General features: G+C 49.0%; 20 protein-coding genes. 15 read left to right on the top strand and 5 right to left on the bottom strand.

The window, feature by feature from the left end; all coding sequences use genetic code 11:
- The first annotated feature begins 110 nt into the window (after positions 1–110).
- Positions 111–818 carry a DNA alkylation repair protein gene (locus RB297_RS05035; protein ID WP_096773868.1) on the top strand — a complete coding sequence of 236 codons (708 nt, stop codon included), beginning with the start codon at positions 111–113 and terminating at the stop codon, positions 816–818.
- Between the two features lie 493 nt (positions 819–1,311).
- On the opposite strand, the gene RB297_RS05030 is transcribed toward RB297_RS05035, so the two are convergent.
- Positions 1,312–1,770, bottom strand: a complete 459-nt coding sequence (locus tag RB297_RS05030; protein WP_375119924.1) for a DinB family protein — start codon at positions 1,768–1,770, stop codon at positions 1,312–1,314.
- A 253-nt stretch (positions 1,771–2,023) separates the two neighbouring features.
- On the opposite strand from RB297_RS05030, the gene RB297_RS05025 reads away from it, so the two are divergent.
- A complete protein-coding gene (locus RB297_RS05025) occupies positions 2,024–2,548 on the top strand; it encodes a phosphotransferase-like protein (RefSeq protein ID WP_375119923.1) in 525 nt (174 codons plus the stop codon).
- Between the two features lie 248 nt (positions 2,549–2,796).
- Here RB297_RS05025 and RB297_RS05020 read toward each other — a convergent pair whose 3' ends face one another.
- The 3 genes from RB297_RS05020 to RB297_RS05010 form a co-directional block, all read right to left on the bottom strand.
- Positions 2,797–3,438 carry a peroxiredoxin-like family protein gene (locus tag RB297_RS05020; protein ID WP_375119922.1) on the bottom strand — a complete coding sequence of 214 codons (642 nt, stop codon included), beginning with the start codon at positions 3,436–3,438 and terminating at the stop codon, positions 2,797–2,799.
- A 72-nt stretch (positions 3,439–3,510) separates the two neighbouring features.
- A complete protein-coding gene (locus RB297_RS05015; protein ID WP_213578752.1) occupies positions 3,511–4,023 on the bottom strand; it encodes a hypothetical protein in 513 nt (170 codons plus the stop codon).
- Between the two features lie 319 nt (positions 4,024–4,342).
- Complete coding sequence (locus tag RB297_RS05010) at positions 4,343–4,927, bottom strand: TetR/AcrR family transcriptional regulator (RefSeq protein WP_192571766.1); 585 nt, start codon at positions 4,925–4,927, stop codon at positions 4,343–4,345.
- Positions 4,928–5,381: 454 nt separating this feature from the next.
- Here RB297_RS05010 and RB297_RS05005 point away from each other — a divergent pair, with 454 nt between their 5' ends.
- Positions 5,382–5,810, top strand: a complete 429-nt coding sequence (locus RB297_RS05005) for an SRPBCC family protein (RefSeq protein WP_375119921.1) — start codon at positions 5,382–5,384, stop codon at positions 5,808–5,810.
- A gap of 374 nt (positions 5,811–6,184) precedes the next feature.
- Here the strand turns inward: RB297_RS05005 and RB297_RS05000 are convergent, their stop codons facing one another.
- Positions 6,185–6,874 carry a helix-turn-helix domain-containing protein gene (locus tag RB297_RS05000; RefSeq protein WP_375119920.1) on the bottom strand — a complete coding sequence of 230 codons (690 nt, stop codon included), beginning with the start codon at positions 6,872–6,874 and terminating at the stop codon, positions 6,185–6,187.
- Between the two features lie 301 nt (positions 6,875–7,175).
- On the opposite strand from RB297_RS05000, the gene RB297_RS04995 reads away from it, so the two are divergent.
- From RB297_RS04995 to RB297_RS04940, 12 genes are all read left to right on the top strand, one after another.
- Positions 7,176–8,567: an ABC transporter substrate-binding protein gene (locus RB297_RS04995; protein WP_096773860.1), complete on the top strand. Its 1,392-nt coding sequence runs from the start codon at positions 7,176–7,178 to the stop codon at positions 8,565–8,567.
- Positions 8,568–8,663: 96 nt separating this feature from the next.
- Positions 8,664–11,555 carry an extracellular solute-binding protein gene (locus RB297_RS04990; protein WP_375119919.1) on the top strand — a complete coding sequence of 964 codons (2,892 nt, stop codon included), beginning with the start codon at positions 8,664–8,666 and terminating at the stop codon, positions 11,553–11,555.
- Positions 11,556–11,575: 20 nt separating this feature from the next.
- Positions 11,576–12,529 carry a carbohydrate ABC transporter permease gene (locus tag RB297_RS04985; protein ID WP_192571771.1) on the top strand — a complete coding sequence of 318 codons (954 nt, stop codon included), beginning with the start codon at positions 11,576–11,578 and terminating at the stop codon, positions 12,527–12,529.
- A 14-nt stretch (positions 12,530–12,543) separates the two neighbouring features.
- A complete protein-coding gene (locus RB297_RS04980; RefSeq protein WP_375120567.1) occupies positions 12,544–13,407 on the top strand; it encodes a carbohydrate ABC transporter permease in 864 nt (287 codons plus the stop codon).
- Between the two features lie 18 nt (positions 13,408–13,425).
- Positions 13,426–14,886 (top strand): hypothetical protein, encoded by a 1,461-nt coding sequence (locus RB297_RS04975; protein ID WP_375119918.1) that lies wholly within the window; start codon positions 13,426–13,428, stop codon positions 14,884–14,886.
- Positions 14,883–15,509, top strand: coding sequence for a Yip1 family protein (locus RB297_RS04970; protein WP_096773856.1), 627 nt, complete (start codon positions 14,883–14,885; stop codon positions 15,507–15,509). Before RB297_RS04975 ends, RB297_RS04970 begins: the two co-directional genes overlap by 4 nt.
- A gap of 12 nt (positions 15,510–15,521) precedes the next feature.
- The gene (locus RB297_RS04965) at positions 15,522–18,080 is read left to right on the top strand and encodes a DUF5696 domain-containing protein (protein WP_375119917.1); all 2,559 of its coding nucleotides are present in this window, start codon (positions 15,522–15,524) and stop codon (positions 18,078–18,080) included.
- Positions 18,077–18,994 (top strand): carbohydrate ABC transporter permease, encoded by a 918-nt coding sequence (locus tag RB297_RS04960; protein WP_096773854.1) that lies wholly within the window; start codon positions 18,077–18,079, stop codon positions 18,992–18,994. Before RB297_RS04965 ends, RB297_RS04960 begins: the two co-directional genes overlap by 4 nt.
- Positions 18,995–19,009: 15 nt before the next feature.
- Positions 19,010–19,954 (top strand): carbohydrate ABC transporter permease, encoded by a 945-nt coding sequence (locus RB297_RS04955; RefSeq protein ID WP_277745931.1) that lies wholly within the window; start codon positions 19,010–19,012, stop codon positions 19,952–19,954.
- A gap of 196 nt (positions 19,955–20,150) precedes the next feature.
- Complete coding sequence (locus RB297_RS04950) at positions 20,151–21,803, top strand: extracellular solute-binding protein (RefSeq protein WP_374705879.1); 1,653 nt, start codon at positions 20,151–20,153, stop codon at positions 21,801–21,803.
- Positions 21,804–21,890: 87 nt separating this feature from the next.
- Complete coding sequence (locus tag RB297_RS04945) at positions 21,891–23,651, top strand: sensor histidine kinase (RefSeq protein WP_375119916.1); 1,761 nt, start codon at positions 21,891–21,893, stop codon at positions 23,649–23,651.
- Positions 23,644–25,266, top strand: a complete 1,623-nt coding sequence (locus RB297_RS04940; protein WP_096773850.1) for a response regulator — start codon at positions 23,644–23,646, stop codon at positions 25,264–25,266. The genes RB297_RS04945 and RB297_RS04940 overlap by 8 nt, the downstream gene beginning before the upstream one ends.
- Positions 25,267–25,421: the final 155 nt, after the last annotated feature.

Raw genomic sequence — 25,421 nt, 5'->3', positions numbered from 1 at the left:
AACATTTTTATTCGCATGGGAGTTTCAAGGAGAGATTCGGATCATTGTAGTCACAATGATGACAACGAACACTCGAAGATTTATTATATGTTTAGGAGCGTGAATAATAGATGACCTATGAAGAAATCATGCAAGCATTGGCTGGCATGGGCAGTGAGCAGACGAAAATCACTTACATTCGCCACGGTGCGAAAGAGCCGTTCTTTGGCGTCAAAATTGGGGACATGAAGAAGCTTGTTAAGCATGTGAAAAAAGACCAAGCTCTCGCTCTGCAGTTGTATGAATCCGGCAACTACGATGCGATGTACCTGGCTGGGCTTAGCATCAATCCGAAGACGATCACCAAAGAACAGTTGCAGCATTGGGTGGCGGGAGCCAATTGGCATTCGCCAGCCGAATATACGGTAGCGAGAGTGGCCGCAGAAAGTCCGTATGCGCATGACCTGGCGGTGGAGTGGATTGAGTCGCCGGAGGAACTGGTCGCTGTGAGCGGATGGAGCACTTATGCTAATTATGTATCGGTTGCGCCAGACGAAGTGCTCGACATAGAGGAGCTACGCAGTTATTTGTTCAGAGTGCGCGACACCATCCACGGCGAGCGAAACTGGGTCCGATATGTTATGAATACTTTCGTTATTTCGGTCGGCGCATACGTTGAGGCATTAACGGAGGAAGCGAAGGCTGTCGCAGAGGAGGTCGGCAAAGTGCAGGTGGATGTCGGCAATACGGCATGCAAAGTCCCGCTTGCAACGGAATATATCGGCAAGATCGAGGCGATGGGCCGAATCGGCAGCAAGAAAAAGACCTGCATTTGCTAACCGCATTAACGGAGGCCGAGGCGGTCTAAGCTGCAGAGTTCCGATCATAGTGCGGCTGGCAAAGTAGCCAGTGTCCGGTAACGTCAGGAAAACCACTGCACCATGGCAATCGCGACTACGGTATATTTCGATTATCATGTTCGTGTCATTTATGTTATTAAGCGTCGGATGACAAAAACATAGTAATATAAGCAGCCGCCCAATGCGGCTTTTTATATTTATGATTATATCGACGGCGGCAGACGAGCCGATTGAATTTGTCGCAGATCACATAAACCCAGGATGAGTGGAGGAATGGAATGAACATTTGATTGTGGCTTGCCATTTTCGTTGTGGTTATTGTCATTCTTTGTACAATAGATCATCGAGAAACGTCGGGAAGCGGGACTTCCGGAACTTGAAAGTATGGAAAAGCTGAAGTGAACGCCGACATGTTATTTTCCCTAATGAGAAATCAGATGACAGCAGGGAGCGGATTAGTTGATCTTTACGTTCAGAATAGGGGACCGGGGAATCCATTCAGACGTGCGATGACGCCGATTTGACCGACATGGTACGACTCATGCTCGAAAACATGATGGAAAATCCATCGCAGAGTCGGCGCCGAAGGCGGTTCCCAACCGTCTGAAAAACGAGGGAGCTGTATGGCTGGTGCATATTCATCATAAACCATGGAATTGAGCTTCAGCTCCGTTTGGTTCCGAATGTCGATATAGGCCTGTAAAATTTGCTGCGAGTGCTCCAAAGACTGCGGAAGTATACATTTTCCCTTAGAACTTATCACGTTAATCCACTCGTCTTCGCTGCGCGCGATGTGCTCAACGATCCAGGCGATAGTGTTGGGATGATCGGGATGCTTTGCATACCACTGTTCTTCCGTCAATTGGTTTAAATAAGGGATCAGGATCTTCCTTACATCATTTCGATAAGGAAAAAAAGCAACTAGTTTCATGACTCCTCCGGTAAGAAGATAGAATAAGTAAAAATTGAACTATCATCATAGAGGTTCATTATAGCTTAATATATGGACGGGAACAACGGAATCTCAAAGTTACGATAGTTGAAAGAAAACAGATGGAGCAGTTTGCCTGTTGGCAGCTGCTTCATTTTCATTACTCATAGTTCAATTATAATTGTTTTCTCAATCCTGTTTCTACATTGAAACTGTTAAACTGTAATTAAATTGAACGATTGGGGAATTAGAGATGAGTAAAGGGAAGATCGTTTTTTTGAACGGAGTAACCAGTTCAGGAAAAACATCTATTGTAGACGCTATTCAATTAAAATCGGATGAGTTTTATTATGTTGTTGCTAACGATCTATTTGAGAATACAATTGGCGACCACTATCTTCGAGAAGATTATTGGAAATATTTAAGTGATGCCATTATTATGATGTATCATACCGCCAAACTATTTTCTGACCATGGTAAAAATGTGCTTATCGATGGCATCTTGGTAGAAAGACCTGAGTTAAAGCCGCATTATGAAAAAGTTAAGGACATATTTGCCGGGTACCCCTTTTATATGGTTGAAGTGTTTTGTCCTTTGGAAATTTGCCGCCAAAGAAATATTGAACGTGGAGATAGAGCTGAAGATCAATCAGACAGGCAAAACAGAATGATGGCAAAAGATATACAGTACGACTGTACTGTCAACACATACATAAATTCATCTGAAGAGTGTGCGGGTTCGATTCTAAAATGTTTGCATGGTAGGTCAAAAGATTAATCATGTTACGCCTCACGGGAAACAGCTCAATAACAACAAAAAGGCAGCCGACCAATGTGATCGGCTGTTTTTTTTCAACTGACGTGCTGAGTATTCTGTAGATAGGTGAAGAGGGACAAAAACATTGCATCTTTGGTACCGTTTTTAGGTAGTATACAATTTCAATATAATTGCAAACCTCAAAGCGCCTTGTATTCGTGTTCTTGATGTTGCGAGCTAAAGGTGTTTTTCTGACAAAGAACAAAAACTTAAAGCTTTCTCAACTCATGCAGAATGTCTTCCGGATCCAATCGCTGCATAAAATCCGGATTGACATAGGCGGAACGGATAATTCCAGATTCATCGATCATGAAGGTGGAAGGAATCGGAAGGACCCAGCGGTTCATCGCATTGTATTCTGTTAGGTCCATGCCTATTTGTTTCATAATGTTTTGGATGTAGTCCGGAACGTCGTAAAGAATATTATAGAAGGCTGCCACGAGACCGTTTGTGTCGCTAAGCACTTGGAAGGACAGCTCTTCTTTCTCTTGCTGGGAAAGCGTGTTGTCCGGACTTTGTGGGCTGACTGCGATGAGCTGACCCCCGAGGGCTTCAATATCCGGAAGTAGCTCCTGATAGCTCTTAAGCTGAGTGTTGCAGAACGGGCACCATCCGCCCCGGTAGAAAGTTAGGACAACAGGTCCTTTGGACAGTTCATCATAGAGGTTAACCGTTTCTCCCAAAGCATTTTTGAGTGTGAAATCCTTGGCCTTCTGCCCCTCCTGTCGGCCGTAAGCTATACCGGACTCCTGTTGCTCCTGGATCTGTCGGAACATCTCCGCTTGGATCTCCAAAGGGGTATGCGCTATAAATTCCTGTTTGACTGTGGCTAATGCTTGAGTTAATGACATGTTTTGCTCCTTCTTTTTAGTTAATTATCCTCTCGGTTTAATCCTTGACTCATTATCTTCCTTCCCGCATCTTTAGGCAGACATCTCGGTTGACGAGTCGAAAGTATCCAGTCTGTTTTGCCTGCGTAAATGGATGATTTGTGCTGTCAAACCAACGATAAAAATGACGAGGAGAGTGGCTTGAGCGCCAAGTAGGACTGGCGAACTCAGATCGGAGACTAAGGGGTTACCGTCTGGAACACGGGTCAGGATTTCAGTAACAGTCGGCAACATCAGCAGAAACGCCGTCAGGCTAAGGAAAATGGTCTCAAGGTACTTGCCGGAACGCCCAAAGCCTGAAATACGCCCGACGCCGTATCCGCCGAGCAGCAGCAGGATCGTTGCCGTGCTAATGACATAGCTTACCGACTGATGAGCGATGGGGAATACCGTGAGGGCGCCGATTATCATCGAAATGAAGTAGACGACACCAGGCCTTGACCTAGGGACAATTCGTCCGTAGCGAGCAAACATATATGTAGCCAGCGGAATGGCGGGCAAGCTGCTGAGCGTATGCACCCAGCCGAGGGATGAAATTCCAAACATAACTGACTCCTTTCAGTCCTTAAAGACAAGGGTGATTTGTTTTGTTATGTCGATAGATTTACGCGAGCCAATAATTGCGACTGACATCATGTCCTTCGCGCCACCAACTGTCGGACTGCGAACGAACATGCCTTCTTCGTAGACTGCCGACAACTAGATGACCCATATATCGGCACTTAGCGGATATGACGCGATTCGTTCGACAATAGCGAGCATATCCTCAACAGTACGTAGCCTCCTCTCTAGATGACTTAAGCTAAGGGGTTAAGTTAATCTCTTGTGATCTCGATCATGTCTGTAATTTTCGACACTGGACCAATCACAATGGAATTGCGAGTCGCTCCAAGAGCGGGCCTGTCACGAAGCTGAACATATTCGGATCGCCATAGGCCCGCGCCGAAAGCATAGCTCCGTGAACCGTAGCCATGAATGCTTCGGCCTCGGCCTGCGGGGTACTTCTAAGTTGAAGTTGCCCAAGCCGCGATCCGCGATCCAGCACGGATGTCAACCACGTTGACAGATAGCGGAAATGCTCCCTGACCTCCATGGCAACCTCCTCGGGCAGGACGGGGAGTTGACTTGCCAACAACGCGCAGACACAAATCGGAGCGCTAGCGTCCGCGATGCAGGCTTCCCAATAGCCAACGTAAAACCGAAGCTGTTCGAGAGCATCGGATACATGGAGTTCAATATTCTCCATCCCCGCTTCAGCTTCTTCCCGATACCGCGCAACCAGTGTTCGAACCAGATCGACCTTGCTTGGAAAATGGTGATGGATGCTCGCCTTACGAATCCCAACCACTTCAGCGATGTCAGCATAACTAAAACCGTTGTAGCCGCCGGCGATGATCAAAGAACGAGCACAAGTCAGAATGTCATCAGAAGTAGTAGTTAAATTTTTCATGTCATCAGTCTACCAACTAGTAGGTAGACTGTCAAGTGAGTTCCGAAATCTTATAAAAACTAAAGGAGGTGTATCTGGTCAGAGCGATCAGTTGCCTTTTTAAGCTAACGGTAGTGAACGTGGCCCCCAATTATCGGGGGGAGTTCGTGATCGACTGAGTCTGAAGCTGATCGAGACCCAGCCCTTCAGCTCCGGCGTCGTGATGCTTCGCTACACGTCCGTTCGTTAGCTGCCTGGCTGATCACCGCAGCTAGGCACTGCCAGTCGAATCTAAATGATCACAAGATGCAGCCGGCTAACATCTGTCGGCTGCTTCGACGTGGAGCTTTTCTGCTGAACCTAACGAGCAAAGATACAAGTAGTGAGGAGGTATAAATTGACATTTTGCAGATTAATGAATACAATCAATACAGAACAAATGTTCGTAATATACGGAATTGGAGGAACAAGTTCAATGGATTTGATTATTGAAAAAACCAGAGATATTCATGCAAGTAAGAAAGTTGTTTGGAAGGTATTAACTGATCCTGATTCCATTAGAGATTGGTTAGGGGTACATATTGAAACGGATTGGAGAGAAGAGAGTCCGATCACATTTTCATTCTCATGGGACGGAAAAAACCTTACCGATAAGGGACATATATTGAAATTCATGGAACCGGACACTTTCTCTTATGATTATTGGAGTGGGTTTTCGGGAACTCCAGACACTCCAGAAAATTACTCAATTATTGCGTTCCGATTATTTGATAATCACGACAGTACAACACTTGTTTTAACGCACCGTAACTTTTCAACACCAACGATGTATGAACACTCGGATAAAAACTGGGAAGAGACTTTAGACAAAATAAAGCTATTAGCAGAAAAAGTGATATCATAGTTCAATTAACTTGTCGTGGGACAAGAGCATAGTCCATTGAGAGTCGCTAATTTAGCGGCTTTTTTTGTTTTAGCGGTACAATACGAACCGAAATGTACTTATCTGTAGTTTATGTAGCCCCCTTAAGTCAAATAATAAACGACAGACGCATAAAGTTATGAAATTATTGCTCTCATCTGCAGTGTTAATAACATAAAACATGCACAACGCGCTAGTTGAACATGCTGGGCAAGCCGTTGCCAACTCCAACGCACAGTGCATCCCCATCTCGATGTACGGACACCCCTGGATGGGTCCCGGTGTCAAAGCCTGGCAGTTCATCAAAACGGCCGGGCAAAGGGGGACAGTCCTTGGATAACCTAGGGCTTTTGCCGTTAGGAGGCGACCATCTTCCGATATTCGTTCGCGCTTACGCCGGTATAGGATTTAAATCGCTTATAGAACCAGTCGATTTCCGTATAGCCCACCTCATACGCAATTTCGTAAACCTTGAGATCCGTTTGCTCCAGCAATATTTTCGCTCTTTCCATGCGCTGGATGAGCAAATATTCGTTAAAACTCATATTTTCATGGTTCTTGAACTTTTGACCAAGATAGGAGCGGTTGAAATGGAATTTGCTCGATAAGTCTTTCAGGGTAATATTTTCGTGAAGCATTTTTCCTACATATTCCTTTACTCTGTGGATCACGTCATCCTCAGTGCGGTGATGGTTCGCCATTATAGCAGCTACGCTCTTCACCAGTTCCTCAGCCGGCAACGTGCTCGGTAAGTAATCACTGACCTGAAGCTGCAGCGCTTTTCGAATAACGGCAAATTTCATGGCATCCTCGATGACGATGATGGGCAATCGGCTTATCCTCCGGATTCGACCGCACAGTTCCAACCCTTCTTTAGGTTTGCCGTTCATGTTGATGACGGCCAGCGAATATCCATTCTCCTCAATCAGATGCAGCGATACGTCGCAATCATGTTCGCATATGTCCATGTTCATCCCGCATTTGCCCCAATCCTGCAGGCGAAGCATGTCGCTTTCGGAACAGCAACTCAGATTGATATACAGCATCTTAGATATGATGACTCCCCCCCGTACATTTCCTTAAACGGAATATCATTCAAAATGATTACGCTTACATTATGTTGCCCTGATCCCGTTCTTCACAATGTGCTTTTCTTTGCATAGCTAGCCGTTCTTTACTTCTTTCATAGCTGGGTTATAAAGATCGGTGAACATGCCGCAGAACAAGCTGGCTATCTAGCGTTTCACAGGTTGAACATCCCGATTTCCCCAGGTTGTTGCTTGGAAATGTAAGCGCTAAACTTTGGATGAATATGGACCAAACATCAATCGTTGAGGGGGATTAAAGATGCGTGTTCGCAAATTAATGGTTCTGTTATTAGGATTGGCGCTGCTGCTTGCAGCCTGCAGCGGAGGCTCAGGCAACCCAAGCAGCGGCAACCAAGAAACCGTGGAATCGGAGACGAATAGCGGCACTGAAAACGAGACGTCGAAGGGAACGGACGAGACCGAAAACAGCGGCGAGGAAGAAGTCTACAGAACGCCGGATATGGATTTTGATTTAGGCGGCAAGACCATCAAAATCGTCTCTTGGTGGGATATGACGATTCCGGAGGATACCCCGGACAATATCGAGCGCAAGAAGAACCTTGAAGACCTGATGCAAAAGCATAATTTTAAAGTGGAGTACGTGGCGATCGATTATGGCGAGTACCAAGAAAAAGTTACCGCTTCCCTGATAGCCGGTGAGCCGATCGGCGATATCGTTCGACTTGGCAAAACCTATACGGTGCCTACCTTGGTTAAACAGGATCTGCTTTGGCCGATCGACGAATACACCCAAAACCCCATCGCCTTTAATCAAAAGGTTACGAAGGAATACTACACGTATAAAGGCAGGGGGTATGGGTTTACCGAAAACCAGGCAAATCTGGTTCAAGGCTTCTTTTACAATCGTACACTTATGAACCAGCTTGGCTTAAAGCCGCTTCAAGAGTACGTGAACGAAGATAACTGGAACTGGGAAACATTCATCCAAGTGGCTAAGGAAGCCAACAAAGATACGAACAACGATGGCAAGCTGGACACTTGGGGGCTAGCAAACTCCTCGCTCATGGACCATGCCTTGTATTCCAACAATACGGGGCTGACCAAAGAAGATAAGCAAAATCTCGATGATCCTGCAACATTGGATGCACTTCAATTCATTTCTCGTATTGCTACCGAGAAAATAGCAAGACCGACCGAGGGCGGCGATTGGACGGAGCCAGGGCAATTTTTTCGTCAAGGCAATACATTAATGTACGCCGGTGCCCTCTATGAGATGAGCGGCTTGCAGACGGATATGCCGGATTACGACATCGGTTTCGTACCTTTTCCAAAAGGGCCGAACGCAACGGAATACCACTCTGCCGAAGCACTCTTCCAGGCGCTTACCATTCCGAAAGCAGTCGAAAATCCGGAACAGTTACTGTATATCTGGGAGAAAATCAATGACATTGATTCCGTATACGATTATCCGGACCAAGGCTCGTACGAAACGATATTCTCGAATGAAGATGACTTGAACAACGCCAAGATGGTGGCGCCAAATATGATTATTCTTGACCACAATACATTCCCGAATTTGAAGTACTACGATTTCGTCGGGGAGCTGAATGAAGGGATATCCGTTTCCACCGTTGTTGAGAAGTATAAGTCAACCTTTCAAGCGGCCATCGACGAAGTATATGGTCCTTGACCTTGAATATTGGCCGAAGACCGATCGTCCCTGCGGAGCTCATTGCTGCGGCAGGGGCGGTCATTGGATGGATTAACCGTGTGGGAGGGAGAGAAATTGAACACCAGGAACAAGCGTTTCGGCAGCGCCATACTTGTCATCGTCCTATTTTTTTTGTCTCTATGGGCCTTCTACCCTTCGAAATCGACAAACCAAGGCACCGTTCAAGCGACCGCTGACTTTGAAGCGATCATGGAAACGGAAGGGCAGGACGGGTACAGCCAGTATTTAGACGCCCATGCATCGGCAAATCGTCCGGACCGCATTGTCCGCATCGAAGGCGAGTCTTTTGTATCAATCGCTGGGAAGGGATTCGAGATCGCGGAGAAATTACACGGTTCCGAAGGCAAATCCGTGATCACGCCAGAGGTAGGTTCCATCACATGGGACGTGAACGTGGAGGAACCGGGCTTATACCATATACGGATCCGATACTATCCTATGGAAGGGAAGAGTTCGGCGATCGAAAGACAGTTCTCTATCAATGACGAGGTGCCTTTCAAAGGTGCGGATATCGTGCTATTCGACAGGGTATGGGGAAATCGGGACGAAGAAATCAGGCAGGATAACCGGGGAAACGATCTGCGGCCAAGGCAGGTCGAAAAGCCTTCGTGGCAGCTTGCGCCGTTCTCCGATCGGTATGGCTATTATGATGAGCCGTATTCCTTTTATTTTGACAAGGGCAAGCAGAAGCTTACGCTAACGTCCTTGCGGGAGCCGATGGCCATTGATTATATCGAGCTCTACCAGGATCATGCCTTGAGAACGTACGAGGAGCTGGCGAATGAATATGAGTCCGAGGGCTTGGAACCGAGCCGGGATCAGTACATTCTGATCCAAGCGGAGGACGCCAAGCGGAAATCGTCGCCGACCTTGTATCCAACATCCGACAGATCCAGCCCGACCGTGGTGCCTTACGACGTTTCCAAAATCAGAGTCAACACCATCGGAGGCGTCAACTGGAAGCTGCCGGGGCAATGGATCGAATGGGAGTTCGAGGTGGAAGAAGACGGATTATACCAAATCGCCTTAAAGCAAAAGCAGGACCAGCTCCGCGGAGTCTTCGCCACTCGCAGCCTTATGATTGACGGGGAGTTTCCTTTTCAGGAAATGAAACGAATCCGCTTTCATTACGACCGCGATTGGCAGATGAATGTGCTGGGCGAGGAAGAGCCTTATCTATTCCATTTCACCAAAGGCACGCACCGGGTCCGAATGATGGTGTCTCTTGGCGAGATCGCGCCGCTCTTGCAGACGATGGAATCCAGCGTGCTGGAACTGAATGAAATGTACCGAAAAATATTGATGATCACCTCCAATACGCCGGATCCGTTCCGCGATTATCAATTGGAGAAGCGGATTCCGGATATGGTGGAGGTGTTCGCCGAGCAGGCCGAAATCATTCAGAGCGTGGCCGATTACCTGGAAGAGGCTACGGGCGAGCGAAGCGACAAGGTAGCCGTCCTGCATTCGATGGTGCACCAGCTGAACGAGCTTGCCGATAATCCCGAAACCGTCGCGAAGCGATTGGATACGTATAAGGTGAACGTAGGCGGTCTGGGAACCTGGATGCTGCAGATCAAAGAGCAGCCCATCTCGCTCGATTACCTTATCATTCACTCGCCAGATCGCAAGCTGCCCAAACCGGACGCGTCGTTTCTCGAGATAACGGGCCATGAGCTAGGCGCTTACGTGGCTTCATACACGGAAGACTATGACACGATCGGCAACGCCGGCGATGAAGAAGACGCCATTACCGTTTGGGTAACGACCGGACGCGATCAGGCCCAAGTGCTGAAAGCATTGATCGACGACACGTTTACGCCTGAATCGGGCATTCCGGTGCATCTCCGGCTTGTTCCGGGAAATATCCTTCTGCCAGCCACGCTTGCCGGAGAGGGTCCGGATGTCGCCATGCAAATCGGCGAGGATGTGCCGGTCAACTACGCGATGAGGGGCGCTGCGGCCGATTTGACGAAATTCAATGATTTCGAGCAGGTGGCCACCCGGTTCCGCGATAGCGGGCTGGAGCCTTACAAATATAACGGCGGGGTGTACGCCTTGCCTGAGCAGCAAACCTTCCCGATGCTGTTCTATCGCAAAGATATTCTGGAGCAACTTGGTTTAAAGCCGCCGGCGACCTGGCAAGAAATCTATGACATGATATCCGTGCTTCAGAAGCACAACATGGAATTTTATTTGCCGCTGGAAGCCACCAATGCAAGCCTGGTCCCGAATGCGACGTTCGCGATGCTGCTCTACCAGAACGGCGGGCAGTTCTACCGCGATAACGATACGAAGAGCGCGCTCGACTCCGACATCTCCATGGAAGCCTTCAAGAAGTGGACGCAGTTCTATACCAGCTACAAGTTCCCGCTTCAAGCGGATTTCCCGAACCGGTTCCGGACCGGAGAGATGCCGATCGGGATTGCGGATTACACAACGTACAACATGCTGACGGTCATGGCCCCCGAGATTAAGGGACTGTGGGATTTTACGATCGTGCCGGGCACTGAACGCGGGGACGGCACCGTGAACCACGAGGTTGCCAGCCATACGTCCGCCGTCATGCTGCTCCAGAATTCGAAGAGCAAAGAGGCCGCCTGGGAATTTCTGAAGTGGTGGACCGGCAAGGAGACGCAAATTGCGTATGGACGAGAGATGGAAGGCTTGATGGGTGAGGCGGCCCGCTATCCGACGGCCAACATCGAAGCGCTGGAGGAACTGCCTTGGCCGATGAAGGATTACCGGAATTTGGAGAACCAATGGCAATGGGTACGAGGCATTCCGCAAGTGCCAGGAGGATATTTCACGGGCAGGCATTTGGACAATGCGTTTCGAAAAGTGGTGAATGCCAGCGAAAATCCGCGAGAAGCCTTATCCGATTATATTCTGTACATTAACGATGAAATCGAGATCAAGCGGAAGGAGTTCAATTTGCCATATTAACAGGGGAGGTGCGGTAGTCGATGCAACCAGGAATTCAAACCGTGAAGAGCCCCAAATCGAATGTGCAGAGGAACAGCCGTTGGGTCTCCTTCATAAATGAGTTAAAACGCAGCAAGCATTACTATTTGCTGATGAGTCCGTATATGATTATTTTCTTTCTGTTTACGGTTATTCCAGTGGTCTTTTCCTTTGCCCTAAGCTTCTTTTACTTTAACATGCTGGAATTTCCGAGGTTCGTCGGTTGGCAAAACTATTCGAGACTATTTCTGAATGACGATATCTTTATGATCGCCTTGAAAAACACCTTGATGTTTGCAGTCGTAACCGGTCCTGTCAGTTATATCGCCTGCTTTGTATTCGCATGGATCATCAATGAACTGTCGCCCAAAGTGCGAGCGTTCATGACGCTGGTCTTTTATGCGCCTTCCATATCGGGAAACGTTTATTTCATTTGGCTCATCATCTTTTCCGGTGACAGCTACGGGTATTTAAACGGATTTCTTATGAAAGCCGGCTTTATCTTGGAACCGATTCAATGGCTTCTGAATGAAAACTATATTCTTTGGATCGTGATTATCGTACAGCTTTGGCTCAGCCTGGGCACCAGCTTTCTGGCTTTTATCGCCGGTCTGCAAACGATCGACAAGTCACTGATCGAAGCCGGGGCAATGGACGGCATAAAAAATCGTTGGCAGGAGCTCTGGTATATTACGCTGCCGTCCATGAGGCCGCAGCTGATGTTCGGGGCCGTCATGCAGATTACAACCGCATTCGCGGTCGCGGATATTTCCATCGCGCTCGCCGGGTTTCCGAGCGTTAACTATGCGGCGCACACGATCGTAACCCATCTGATGGATTTCGGCACGATCCGCTTTGAACTCGGCTACGCTTCGGCCATTGCGACGTTCCTATTCCTGCTGATGGTAGGGACCAACAAGTTGACGCAAAAAATGTTGAGAAAGATAGGTGAGTAACGTTGGCTGCGAAAATGATTCGATATTTCCGGGTGCCGAGAACGCTGAACCGTTCTTTGCCCGTTAGCATTTTGCTGTTTGCGCTGCTCGCCTTGTTCGGAGCCTTCATGGCATTGCCCTTGATTTACGCGGTAAACAACGCATTCAAGCCGCTGGACGAATTGTTCATTTTCCCTCCGCGGTTTTTCGTAAACAATCCGACGATGGATAATTTCCTGGACTTGATGGTGTTAATGGGGAATTCCTGGGTACCCTTATCGCGCTATTTCGCAAACACGCTATTGATCACCATCATTGGAACGGCCGGACATATCCTGCTGGCGTCCGCAGCAGCCTATCCGCTGGCCAAATACCGGTTTCCCGGCTCGAAAGCGCTGTTCTCCATCGTGGTGCTCGCCCTGATGTTTTCGCCCCATGTAACGGCGATCCCGAACTATATGGTCATGTCTTGGCTGGGGTGGATCAATACGCATGCCTCCATTATCGTGCCTTCCTTGGCTTTTCCGCTCGGGCTGTTCCTGATGAAGCAGTTTATGGAGCAAATTCCCGACGCTCTGCTCGAGGCGGCCAAAATTGACGGGGCCAGCGAGTATCGGATTTACTGGTCCATTGTGATGCCGAACGTGAAGCCTGCCTGGCTGACGCTTATGATTTTGCAATTTCCGGCGCTTTGGGGCAGCGATGGCGGCAGCTTTATATACAGCGAGCATCTGAAGACGTTACACTTCGCGCTGGGACAGATCACGGAAGGCGGAATCGCAAGAGCCGGCGTCGGCGCGGCCGTTGCTTTGCTCCTGATGATCGTTCCCATCACGCTCTTTATCATCTCCCAGAGCAGCGTCATGCAGACGATGGCCACTTCAGGGATGAAGGATTAGAAAGGAGGCATGACCAGATTGATCAATAGCTTGCGCAAACTGAAAACGCCTCTCCTCATCTTGATCTGCTGCTTATTGGGGGTTGGCGCAGGAACGGGGAACGTAAGCGCCGAGAGCGCCGCGGACTCCTACAATTATTCCTATTGGGGCGATGCCGTCGCAGCGCCGGCCGCTTATGTGGCGACCGAATGGATCAGCGGCTCGGACCTGGGGACGGGATCTTTCCAAGAGCCCAGCGATCTCCACGTCGCCGCCGACAATCGCGTATACGTACTGGATTCAGGCAACAATCGGATCGTTGTGCTGGACCGTGATCTAAAGCTGGTAAGCACCGTGGATTCCTTTACGAGAGAGGGCAAGCCGGATACATTCCTTCAACCGCAAGGGATTTTCGTGACGGATGACGGCGATGTGCTTGTAGCGGACACGGGTAACAAGCGGGTGGTTCACTTAGATGCGGATTTTCAGCTGGTCAAGATCATCGATTCGCCGGAGTCGGAACTATTGCAGGATTCGTTTAAATTCGAACCCGTGCGGGTCGTAATGGACCATGCGCAGCGAATTTATGTCATGGCTGGCGGCGTGTTTGACGGGTTCATGGAATTCAACGCCGAAGGGGCGTTTACTACTTTCATTGGCGCGAATCGCGTTTATATCGATCCGATCGAATATTTCTGGAAGCAGATCTCGACTAAAGCGCAGCGAAGCCAGATGGTCATGTTTACGCCTACGGAGTTTACGAATCTGGATATTGATTCGGAAGGATTTATCTATGCCACTAACGGAGACCAGTGGGGGAACAACATTAAGAAGCTAAACGCGCAAGGCAGCGACATTTTACGAAGAACTGGGTATTCCGACCCGCAGGGCGACATTCTTTACATCAGCAGCGAAGGTCCTTCTAAGCTGATCGATATCGATGTTACAGACAGCGAGATTTACTCCGTTCTCGATGGCAAGCGAGGGCGGGTGTTCACTTACAACGGGGACGGTCATCTGATGTACGTATTCGGCGGGCTGGGGAACCAATTGGGCCAGTTTCATACACCGGCCGCCATCGATCGAATCGGCGAGGATTTTCTTGTGCTGGATAAAGCGCTGGGCGAAATCACCGTCTTCCGAACGACCGAGTACGGGCGAACGCTGAATGAAGCAGTCAAAAGCTATTACCGTGGCGAGGAAGAAACCGCTTTTGCGTTGTTTAATCGAACGATCGCCATGAATGCCAATCTGGATTTTGCCTATGCGGGGATCGGTAAAGCCTTGCTTCGTCAAGGCGATTATAAGGACGCCATGAAGCATTTTAAACGCAGTTTGGATCAAAAAAACTATTCCAAAGCATTCCTGCTATATCGAAAAGAAGTCATGAGAGAGCATTTTCCGGTGATCATGACCATGCTGTTCTTAGCCGGAATCGGTATTTTTGCCGCGGTAAGGCTTCGGAAAGTGAAGGAACGAAGAAAGGGGGCTTCCGCATGAGCAGGGATTGGATTCGATTCCCCCTAAATCTCATGGTTCATCCCTTTGAAGGCTATTGGGACCTGAAATACGATCGCAACCGAAAATTCACGTTGATCATTTCATTTTGTGTATTGTTCCTGGTGGCCGTTACGAACATTTTGGGGAGCCAGTACAGTGGTTTTCTAGTCCATGTGTACAATCCAGAGACCATGAACAGCTTCATGGAAATCGTCTATGTGATCGTGCCGGTATTGTTCTGGTGCGTGGCCAACTGGTCGCTTACGACCTTGATGGACGGAGAAGGCAAATTCGTCGAAATTTTCACTTCGACCTGCTTTGCGCTTCTGCCGCTCGTGATCATTCAATTTCCATGGATTTGGCTCAGCAATCTCGTTTCGCTGCAAGAGACCGCCTTCTATTATTTTTCCAACTCCGTTGCGGTTCTTTGGTTCGTATATCTGCTGTTTATCGGCAATATGACCGTACATCAGTTTTCCCCGTCCAAAACGATCGGAATTATGATGCTGACCCTGGTCGCCATGGGGTTCATGGCTTTTATCAGCTTGCTGTTTTTCAGCTTGGTCCAACAGATCGTGGCCTTTATATCCGTCATCTATCAAGAATTCGTCATGAGAACTTAAGGAGGAGGAAAAATGGGCAATTTCGCTAGATATATGCTGCTTGCTGCCAGTGTACTGACAGCGCTGATCATGGCCGGATGTACGGATAAAGGACCCGATGAGGCAGCTGGCGATCAAGTCAACAGGCTCACCGAAACGTTTAAACTCGATTCAACCCTTAAGGCGTCGTTCGCCAATCCGAAAGTCCAAGGCATGAAAGGCATCGCCGAGAACGATCAACTGCAGCTGCTAGCGGACGATCAGACGGGGGCGATCGCCGTCGTGCATAAAGCGAGCGGGGAAGTTTGGCACAGCAATCCTCCCGGGCGTGAGTCGGATCCGCTGGCTGCAGGCGTGAACAAGAGTTTGTTGTCCTCTCAGCTGAAGCTTGATTTTTATAATAGTTTCGGACAAATAAACTCCGTCAATTCGCATGCCGATAGCGTGGCCTATAAACAAATCGGCATGGAGGAAATCGCAAATGGCGTTCGCGTAAACTACCGGTTCGGCTCGGACAAGAAAACAATCGACGACATGCCCATGAAGATCAGCAAGTCGCGCTTTGAGCAGAACCTGTTAAGCAAGCTGGACAGCACGGGCCAGCGAACGCTGAAAATCGCGTACACCGAGGATGCGGAACAGGGGATGTATGTCCGGTCCGACGGCGCGCTTAAAGGCCTTCAGCTGGAGCGGGCGCTTAAAGCCTTTGAGGATGCCGGGTATACCGAAGAAGATTTGCTGGTCGACATTGAGGAAAACCATTTGGATCAGACCAAGCCTGAACCGCGGGTATTTCATGCTTCGGTTGAATACACGCTGGACGGCGACAGTCTGCTCGCCAAGATCCCGGTTTCCAGCATCGATTTCCCGGCTGAATATCCGGTGAACACCATATCGTTCCTGAGTTTCTTCGGTGCCGGGGGAACGGAAGAAAAAGGCTCGATCTTCATTCCGGACGGATCGGGGGCGCTGATCCATTTTAATAACGGCAAGACCCGGTATCCAGCCTACCAACAGAACGTGTACGGAACGGACCGAACCATGAGCCGCATCGAAACGGCAGAACTCAGCCAGGAAATCAGGCTGCCGGTGTTCGGAATCATCCGTCAAGCCGGGGCATTTATCGGCATCATCGAGGAAGGGGCTCCGGCCGCGACAATCAACGCTGACGTTAGCGGCAGACTGAACAGCTATAACTACGTTTACCCGACGTTTACGGTGATCAACAAAGGCGACTTAAGCCTGGATGCGAACGGCCAGCAGCGCTCGCTTCCGAAATTTCAGGAAGCTCCGATGCGAAGCGATTTTACGGTCCGATATGCCTTCGTGGGCAAGCAGTCGGCTTCCTATCAAGGACTTGCTGCCTATTACAGGAAATATTTGGAGCAGCATGGCGGTCTTCCCGCAATTGCCGAGAGGAACGGGGACAATATGCCGTTCTATCTGGAGCTCGTAGGCAGCATTTATAAGAAGAAGCATTTTGCAGGAATTCCCTATCGGGCGCTGGAGCCGCTCACGACCTTTGAACAAGCGCAAAGTATTCTGACAGACATGAGCCAGCGTGGAATCCATGACATCAAATTGAAGTATAGCGGCTGGTTCAACAAGGGGCTGGCTCATGAGGTACCTGGCAGCGTCTCCGTTGACCAGCAGGTAGGGGGAGAGAAGGGACTTCGGCGTCTGTTATCTTATGCTAACGAGAATGGGATAACGCTATATCCGGATGTCGCCATCCTTACGGCATTGTCCGGTTCCGGGTTCAACGTAACGAAGGAGGCGGCCAGAACGCTGCGAGGCGTCCCCGCAGAGCTCTATTCATTCAATCCGGCATTGAATCGCCGGGATCGGACCGGTTCGCCGACCTATGTCATATCGCCGCGGTTTATAGGTAGTTACACGGAAGCTTTCTTAAAGGACTATGGCAAATACGGCGCAAATGCCGTTTCGCTGAGTGATCTGGCCGCCGAGCTCGATAGCGATTTTCGCAAGCACCGCCAAATTGACCGCACGGAGTCCGAGCAGTTGTCTCAGGATGCGCTGAACAAAATTGAAGATGCCAATCTTCAGGCCATGGCTGACGGAGGAAATGCTTATGCGCTGCCTTTCTTAACCGATATCACCCACGCGCCCATGGCAAGCAGCAGGTTTAAAATAGAGGACGCGGAAATCCCGTTCTATCAAATGGTCGTCCGCGGTTATATCGATTACACAGGCTCACCCTACAATCTAACTGCGTATACCGATCCCAAACCGTATATATTGAAGTGTTTGGAGTACGGTTCCGGCGTGTACTTCCAATGGATCTATGAACCGAATCACAACATAAAGGACACGGCGCATAACGACTTGTTCTCCGCCAATTACGAGATATGGATCGATGAAGCCGCCCGTATCTATGAGGAAGTGAATGCTTTTCTGAAAAAGGTTCGCCATGATCGGATCATCGGACATGACGAATTGGCTGACGGCGTATTCAAGACGATATATGAGAGCGGCGTTTATGTCATCGTGAATTATAATCATGTACCGGTGACGATTGACGATCTAACCATTGAAGCCGAAAGCTATGTGACAGGTGGTGAAGCGCCGTGAAATTCATAACCCAGCGATTGGGGGGAAAGCAAAGGAGCTATGGGAAACAGAAGGCTTTATGGGGCATTGCTTATGTTATGCCTTGGCTTCTCGGCTTTATATTTTTCTTCCTGATCCCTTTGCTGACTTCCCTGATCTACAGTTTTAGCACTGTAACCGCGAATTCCGAAGGAATCGGCATTACGCTAATGGGGATGAAAAACTATGTGACCGCCTTTACGGTCAACACCAGCTTTAATCGAATGCTGACCGAAGCGATTGTTAATATGGTGGTGAACGTGCCCTTGATCGTTATTTTCAGCCTCTTTCTGGCTGTTGTCCTGAATCAGAAATTCCTTGGCCGTTCCTTTGCCAGATCGATATTCTTCCTGCCTGTCATTCTTGCTTCCGGGGTCATACTGACCCTGGAAAGCAGCAGCCTCGTTCAGGCGATCAATGATCAGAATGCCGGTTCCGGAGGGCTGATCAACGCTTTGGGAAGCTTTGAGCTCGAGCGATTAATGCTTCAAGCCGGCGTAAGCGAGACCATCGTAAACTATTTAACGGGAGCCGTGGATCGTATCTATGATATTGTAAGCCAATCCGGCGTACAGATTCTCATATTCCTGGCTGGCATCCAGACGATATCTCCCCAGCTGTATGAAGCGTCCAAGATGGAAGGGGCAACGGGTTACGAAGCCTTCTGGAAAATCACGTTTCCGATGGTTAGCCCGCTAATCCTGGTCAATATGATTTATACGATTATCGACTCGTTCTCCCGAAATGAGCTGACAGAGTTAATCCGTACCACGGGCTTCGTTCAGTTCGATTTCGGCCTTAGCTCAGCGATGGCCTGGATTTATTTCTTAGCCATTACTATCATCCTATTAATCAGCGCATATTTGGTATCCAGGAAGGTCTTTTACCATGAATAGAAGAAGGTGAATACTATGCCGGTATCTCGGTGGCTATCGCTCGAACATTGGAAACGATGGCTCTGGTCTTTCATACGTTTAACATTGATCGCAGGCCTGTCCTTTGTCATTCTGTATCCGATTCTGCAAAAAATCTCGACGGCCGTCAAAGACAAGGCCGATCTTTATTCACCGGTCGTCGTATGGATTCCGGAAAATTTCACGATGAGCAATTTCCTTGATGCCATCCGCATTATGGATTACTGGGAAACGCTGTTTAACACGTTTGCGCTGTCGGCGACGACGACGGTCTTGACAGCCGCTTCTTGCGCGCTTGCGGGATACGGCTTTGCCCGTTTGAAGTTCAAGGGCAGCCAATTTATGTTCGCTTGCGTTATCCTGACGATACTGGTGCCCCCAACCACGATTCTCATTCCTATATACTTGAATCTGAAAGATTTTACGCTGATGGGCTTGATCCCGCTCATAACCGGGAAATCCGCCAATCTGTTAAACAGCTATTGGCCGTTCATTCTGACTTCGCTGACGGCCAATTCCCTCAAAGCCGGTTTGTACATTTTTATATTCCGACAATTTTTCCGCGGCATTCCGAAAGAAGTGGAGGAGGCCGCGTATATCGACGGCGCGGGCGTCGGAACCACCTTTACCCGCATCATGATGCCGAACGCGATTCCTGCCGTCATTACCACGACGTTGTTCTCCTTTGTCTGGCAATGGAACGACAGCTTCTACACGACGACGTATCTGACTTCAAGCAAGGTCATGTCCACCCAGCTTTCATCGCTGCCGTACAATCTGTCCATCATGCTGGGCGGCGATCCGTCGAAGGCAGACCCTTTTTATTTGAGTATGGTACAGGATACCGGCATCTTGCTGGCCATCCTTCCGTTGATCGTCATTTATTTGTTCGTCCAGCGATACTTCGTGGAAAGTATCGAGCGTACCGGTATCGTAGGCTAACATTTCAAGATGAAAACCGCCACCCCGAATCTAGGGGATGGCGGTTTTTGCTTGCATGCAGCAACAAGTAAATAATGGGATAGTAAGTAAAAAAATGTTTATTGTGGGCCGGAGCCTTTAAAGTATAATAATACAATTAATCGATAGGAAAGGGTGTTATCTGTTGCTGATCATCGTAAAGAACTTCTCCAAGGTCATGCTAAGCGCTTTACTGTTTGGTTCAACACTGGCGTCTTGTCACCAAAGCAGCGGTATCGACCACAATCGGGGGCCGGAAACACGTGGGGAGGGCGTATACAACGATAAGTCATTAAGCGTTTATCATCCGCCGATCGAAGTCACGCTTGTGAGAGAAATCGGCGACGGCTTGGAAGATATTCTGAAGGCATTGCCTGATGAAACGCTGGAGGACAATCGCTGGAGTCAGTTGTACGAACAAGTTCTTGGCATTCAAATCAAATACAAATGGGCTGTGAGAAGCGAACAATACCACAAAAAGCTGGATATTATGCTGGCTTCAGGGGACATTCCGGATATCGTCAAGGTCAATGCCCAGCAGCTCAGGCAATTGAGTCATGCCGGTCTGATCCAGGATCTGACGCAGGCTTATGAGGAATATGCTTCAGCTTTGACTCGGCAAGTTCATCGTCAGGAAGGGAGCGGCACCCTGGAATCCGGCATAATCGGTGACAAGCTGATGGGCATACCAGAGACCGATTCCTCTATCGAAAAGGCGATGTTTCTGTGGATTCGAACGGATTGGCTGGACCGATTGGAACTCTTGCCTCCGCAAACGATGGATGATGTCCTGGCAATTTCGAAAGCGTTTACAGAACAGGATCCCGACGGAAATGGCCAACAGGACACCTATGGAATAGCGGCTACCCAATATTTGTGGGACCCCGTCATGGGCTTAACCGGATTCATGGCCGGTTATGGAGCCTACCCGAACATATGGCTTGAAGACGAGAGCGGCAAACTCGTATACGGAGGCATTCAGCCCGAAGTGAAACAGGCGCTCAAAGCGCTTCAGGATATGTATCGCAACCATGAAATCGAGAGTGAATTCATTTTTAAAAACGGAAGCAAAGCAAAACAGCTCATAGCCGATGGGAAGATCGGAATGGCCTATGGAGAGCAATGGGGAGCGTTCTTGTTTCAATCCAGCCGAAGCGGCGATCCGGATGCAGAGTGGCAGGCTTTTCCCATTGTTACTGACTCCGGCAAGGCGCCAAAGGTTCCGCTTAAATTTACCACAAGTTCTTTTTACGCCGTAAGAAAGGATTTCGCTCACCCGGAAGCGATTCTGAAAATGTTCAATTTGCATCTTGAAAAAAATTGGGGCAAAACGGCCGAGTACGGGACTTACTACAACGATTCCTCGCCCGTGTGGGGTCTATCTCCCGTGACTCCTTTCCCTGCTGATAAAAACCTCGAAGCCTACCGGCAAATCGCCGAAGCGCGTCGACAAGGCTCGACGTCACAGTTACAAGGTGAGTCCGGATTCATACAAGACCGAATCGATCGATATATGGATAAGAAAGAAGACAGCGAATCCGGCTGGGGATGGGAAAAAATCTACGGGGCATCCGGTGCGATGAGTATCCTGGACCAATACGAGAAAAACGATCAGTTGTTATTCGATGCATTTGCCGGCGCTCCGACCGAAACCATGATCGAAAGAAGAAACATTCTGGACAATCTTCAGCATGATTACTTCGTTAATATCATCCTCGGCGAACCCGTCGACCAATTCGACCGGTTTGTCGAGGAATGGTATCGGCTTGGCGGCGCGGACATTACGGCCGAAGTGAATCAATGGCACGAGGACAAGAAAGGCCGTCCATAGAACCATGAGCCCCGCAAGCATGATTGGCTTCAAAGGCCATCAGGCGGCTAATCATCAAGCATATTCACACGCATCGGAGGAGTTTAATTGCTTAAGTTACCCGTGAATTCCATTCGTAATACCATCTTTATTCGATTGGTTGCTACCTATCTATTCGTTATTCTTCCGCTTATCATTCTCGGTGTTTATCTGTATAACTGGAGTTACCAATACGCTAGCCAGGAAATATCCAAAAATTCGCAAGCGCAACTTTCGGCTTACCTGGACGGGTTGAACCGGGAAATCGAATGGTTGGAAATTCAGCAATACGATATTTTGCAGGACGGGGAACTCAACAAAATGGCGCTGACATGGGAGATGATGAGCACGGTCGATAGAAAAGCAAGCCTCCATTATTTGCTGCCTCGACTGGTCTCCATCAAAAACAGCAGTGTCTACATAAAAGACGTATTCGTTCATATCCGCGGCATGGATAAAACGATTTCAGCCATGACCGGGATGAACCCATTCGACTCGAGACGGTATAACAATGTCCAAGTAGGAAAGGCGCGCGGCAATGCGAGACTCTTGCAGATCGACGATACGCTCCATCTTGTAGCGGCTAAATACGGAGCTAGAAAAGGGGAAGAGCCGTTCCTGATCGTTCAGATCGAACTGGATCCGAGCAAACTCAGGGAATCCCTGATGCAAATCAGCGTATATCCGGAAAGCGGGGCTTTTATCGTTTCCGAGCCGTCCGGATTTGCTCTGGCCAGCCATGAAGAGGCGGATCGTTTAATGGGAGGGGCCATGCAGGCCATCCCAAATGCGAATCGCCAAATGATTACGATCGGTACAGGCAGGTATCTGATCGATAAGGCGTATTCCGACAAGCTGAAATTATCCGTGTTCACCTACTTGCCTACCGAGGTGGTGAAGCGGCCGCTAAGTAAATTTTATGTCTGGGCCTGGCTGTTTGCAGGCACGACGCTCTTAGCCATCGCCATCTATGCCGTATCGACATACAAGCTGGTTCATAAACCGCTGCTCCTGCTTGTCCAAAGCTTCAGGAAAATGGAAGATGGCATGTTTAATATCCGGATCAGGCATGGACAAAGGGATGAGTTCGGCTATTTATACGATCGATTCAATCATATGCTTATCAAGCTGCAGCATTTGATTGATCAGGATTTCAGGCATAAGCTCATGATGCAAAGGGCGGAGCTGAAACAGCTCCAATCCCAGATCAATCCCCACTTTTTATATAATAGCTTCTTCATCTTGAGTTCCCTGGCCAAAACGGGGGATGTCGCGCAAATCGAGTTGTTCACGAACATGCTTGGAGAATATTTTCGATTCATTACCCGCAATGATGCGGACAACGTTCCATTGCTGGAAGAGACAAGGCATTCCCGCATTTATACCGAGATTCAAAAGCTCAGATTCTCAAGGCGGATCCGCGTTCAATTCGGGGAGCTGCCGAAGGAAATGGAGACCATCAAGGTGCCGCGATTGATCATTCAGCCTATTATCGAAAACGCCTATGAGCACAGTCTCGAAAAAATGCAGGATGAAGGTTTGCTGCATGTAGCGTTTCATTTGGATAATGACGAAGCCTCCATCGTGATTGAAGAAAATGGGAACGGGCTGACGGATAACGAAATCGAAGCGCTAAACAGGCGGCTTGAACGGACGTCCGAATCCGTTGAATCCCCTGAATCCCCTGAAGTGACGGGCCTTATCAACATCCATCGGCGAATTGCTTTAACGTACGGGGAAAGCAGCGGATTAGTTCTTTCAAGAAGTCCATTGAATGGATTGAGGGTCCAGATTCGAATCAGGCTGACGGAGGGGAATGGACATGTATAGATTGCTGGTCGTCGACGATGAAGAGATTATTACGAACAGTTTGTTCGAAGTATTTCATCAATGGATGCCCGAAAAGCTTGATGTTTGCCGGGCCTACTCCGGCAAGGAAGCGCTGAATTGGATGTCGCGCACGAGAATCGACATCGTTCTGACGGACATACGCATGCCGGGCATGAGCGGATTGGAATTGACGGAGAGCATCCGCGCTCTCTGGCCAAGGTGCAGAATTATCTTTCTGACCGGGTACAGTAATTTCGATTACGCTTATCAAGCGATCCAGATGCCCAATATTCGCTATTTGTTGAAGACGGAAGGTTTCGATAAGGTCATGGAGGTCGTGAAGGAAGTTATCCATGAAATCGAGAGCGGCAACCGCATGAAAGAATGGCTTAAGCAATCTCGCATGCAGATCGAAGCGCTGGAGTGGATGGAGCAGGGGGAGTACTTCCGGCAATTCGTAGCGGACAGCAGCTTGCTTGGAGCGGATAACGAAGCGATGATTGACGATTTCCAAACCTTGAACATTGGGCTGAATCCGAAATTCCCTGTACTGTTAGCGCTTGGCCGCGTAGCGTATTCAGCAGGCAAAGCATATGCAGAAAAGAAAAATGGCCATCGATCGGTAAGATGGATATGGAATTCTTTTATGGAGGAGCATGTCCGCAGCATCGGCGTCGTGGACAAACACGGGGATTTATTATGGCTGCTCCAGCCGCGGTCCGAGAACCCAACCGGTGATCGTCTGGTTCTTTATTTGGAGGGTACGCTTGAACTCATCCAGGAAGCCTGCCTTGATTCTCTTGAACTTACCGTATCGTTCACCATAAGCGGCTTCCCGTGCCGGTGGGAGGATGTGACACCACAGTATGAACGGCTGCGAAGGCTGCAGCAGCTAAAGATGGGCGACGGAATTCCGATGATTCTCAAGGATCAAACCGACTCTGACAAATCGCCGCACTGCAAGGAAGGAGTGGAGGCGAGTCATAAGGCGGACATCTTGGAAGCACATTTGGAGGCCGGAAGGGAAAATGAATTTATGGAAGAATTGGAGCAGATGTCGGAATTCGTGCTGACCGTGGACGATCTTCATCAGCACGCTGCCCAAGCTTATTATTCTATTGCGCTGGTGTTGTATGCGAAGTTGACCCGGCTAGGTCTTCAGGATCCGACCGGTGAACGGGGAAAGCTGCTGGACTTGGAAGGCCATGATTCCATGAAGGAAGCTTTTCGGTATTTGAGGCGAACGGCCGAAGACATCTTCGCTTTCAAACGAATGGATGAGCGAGGCAAAACGGCGCATGTCATTGATCGGGTATGTCAATATATCGAGGAGCATTTGGATCAGGACGTGACCCTTGTGCATCTTGCCGAACGCTATTATTTCAATCCGTCCTATCTATCGCGCTTGTTTAAGCAAGAACGGGGAATCAACATCTCCGAATATATCGAAAAATGCCGAATACGAAGAGCCAAGGAGCTGCTTAAGGAAGGGGATTTGAAAGTAAGGGACGTGGCTCCTCTTGTCGGATACGATGCCGCCCATTCCTTCACCCGCTTCTTCAAAAAGGCGACGGGGTTAACGCCTCAGGAGTACCGGGACAATCTCGTGAATTAGGCCGGCCACCTACCATTAGGCCGGTGTTTTCAGATGGAATGTCGGGTTGTTGCCTTGCTTAGCAAGAGGTACACTTTTTACGACCACTTCCGGAATGTCGACCCGTAATGGGAATGACAGGTCGCCAAGTAACGATGGAGGAGGGCGTGTTCAGG

Source organism: Paenibacillus sp. CR_12 (assembly GCF_041953985.1).
Classification (GTDB): Bacteria; Bacillota; Bacilli; order Paenibacillales; family Paenibacillaceae; genus Paenibacillus_AQ; species Paenibacillus_AQ lautus_A.
This window is presented reverse-complemented; position numbering and strand designations above follow the sequence as displayed.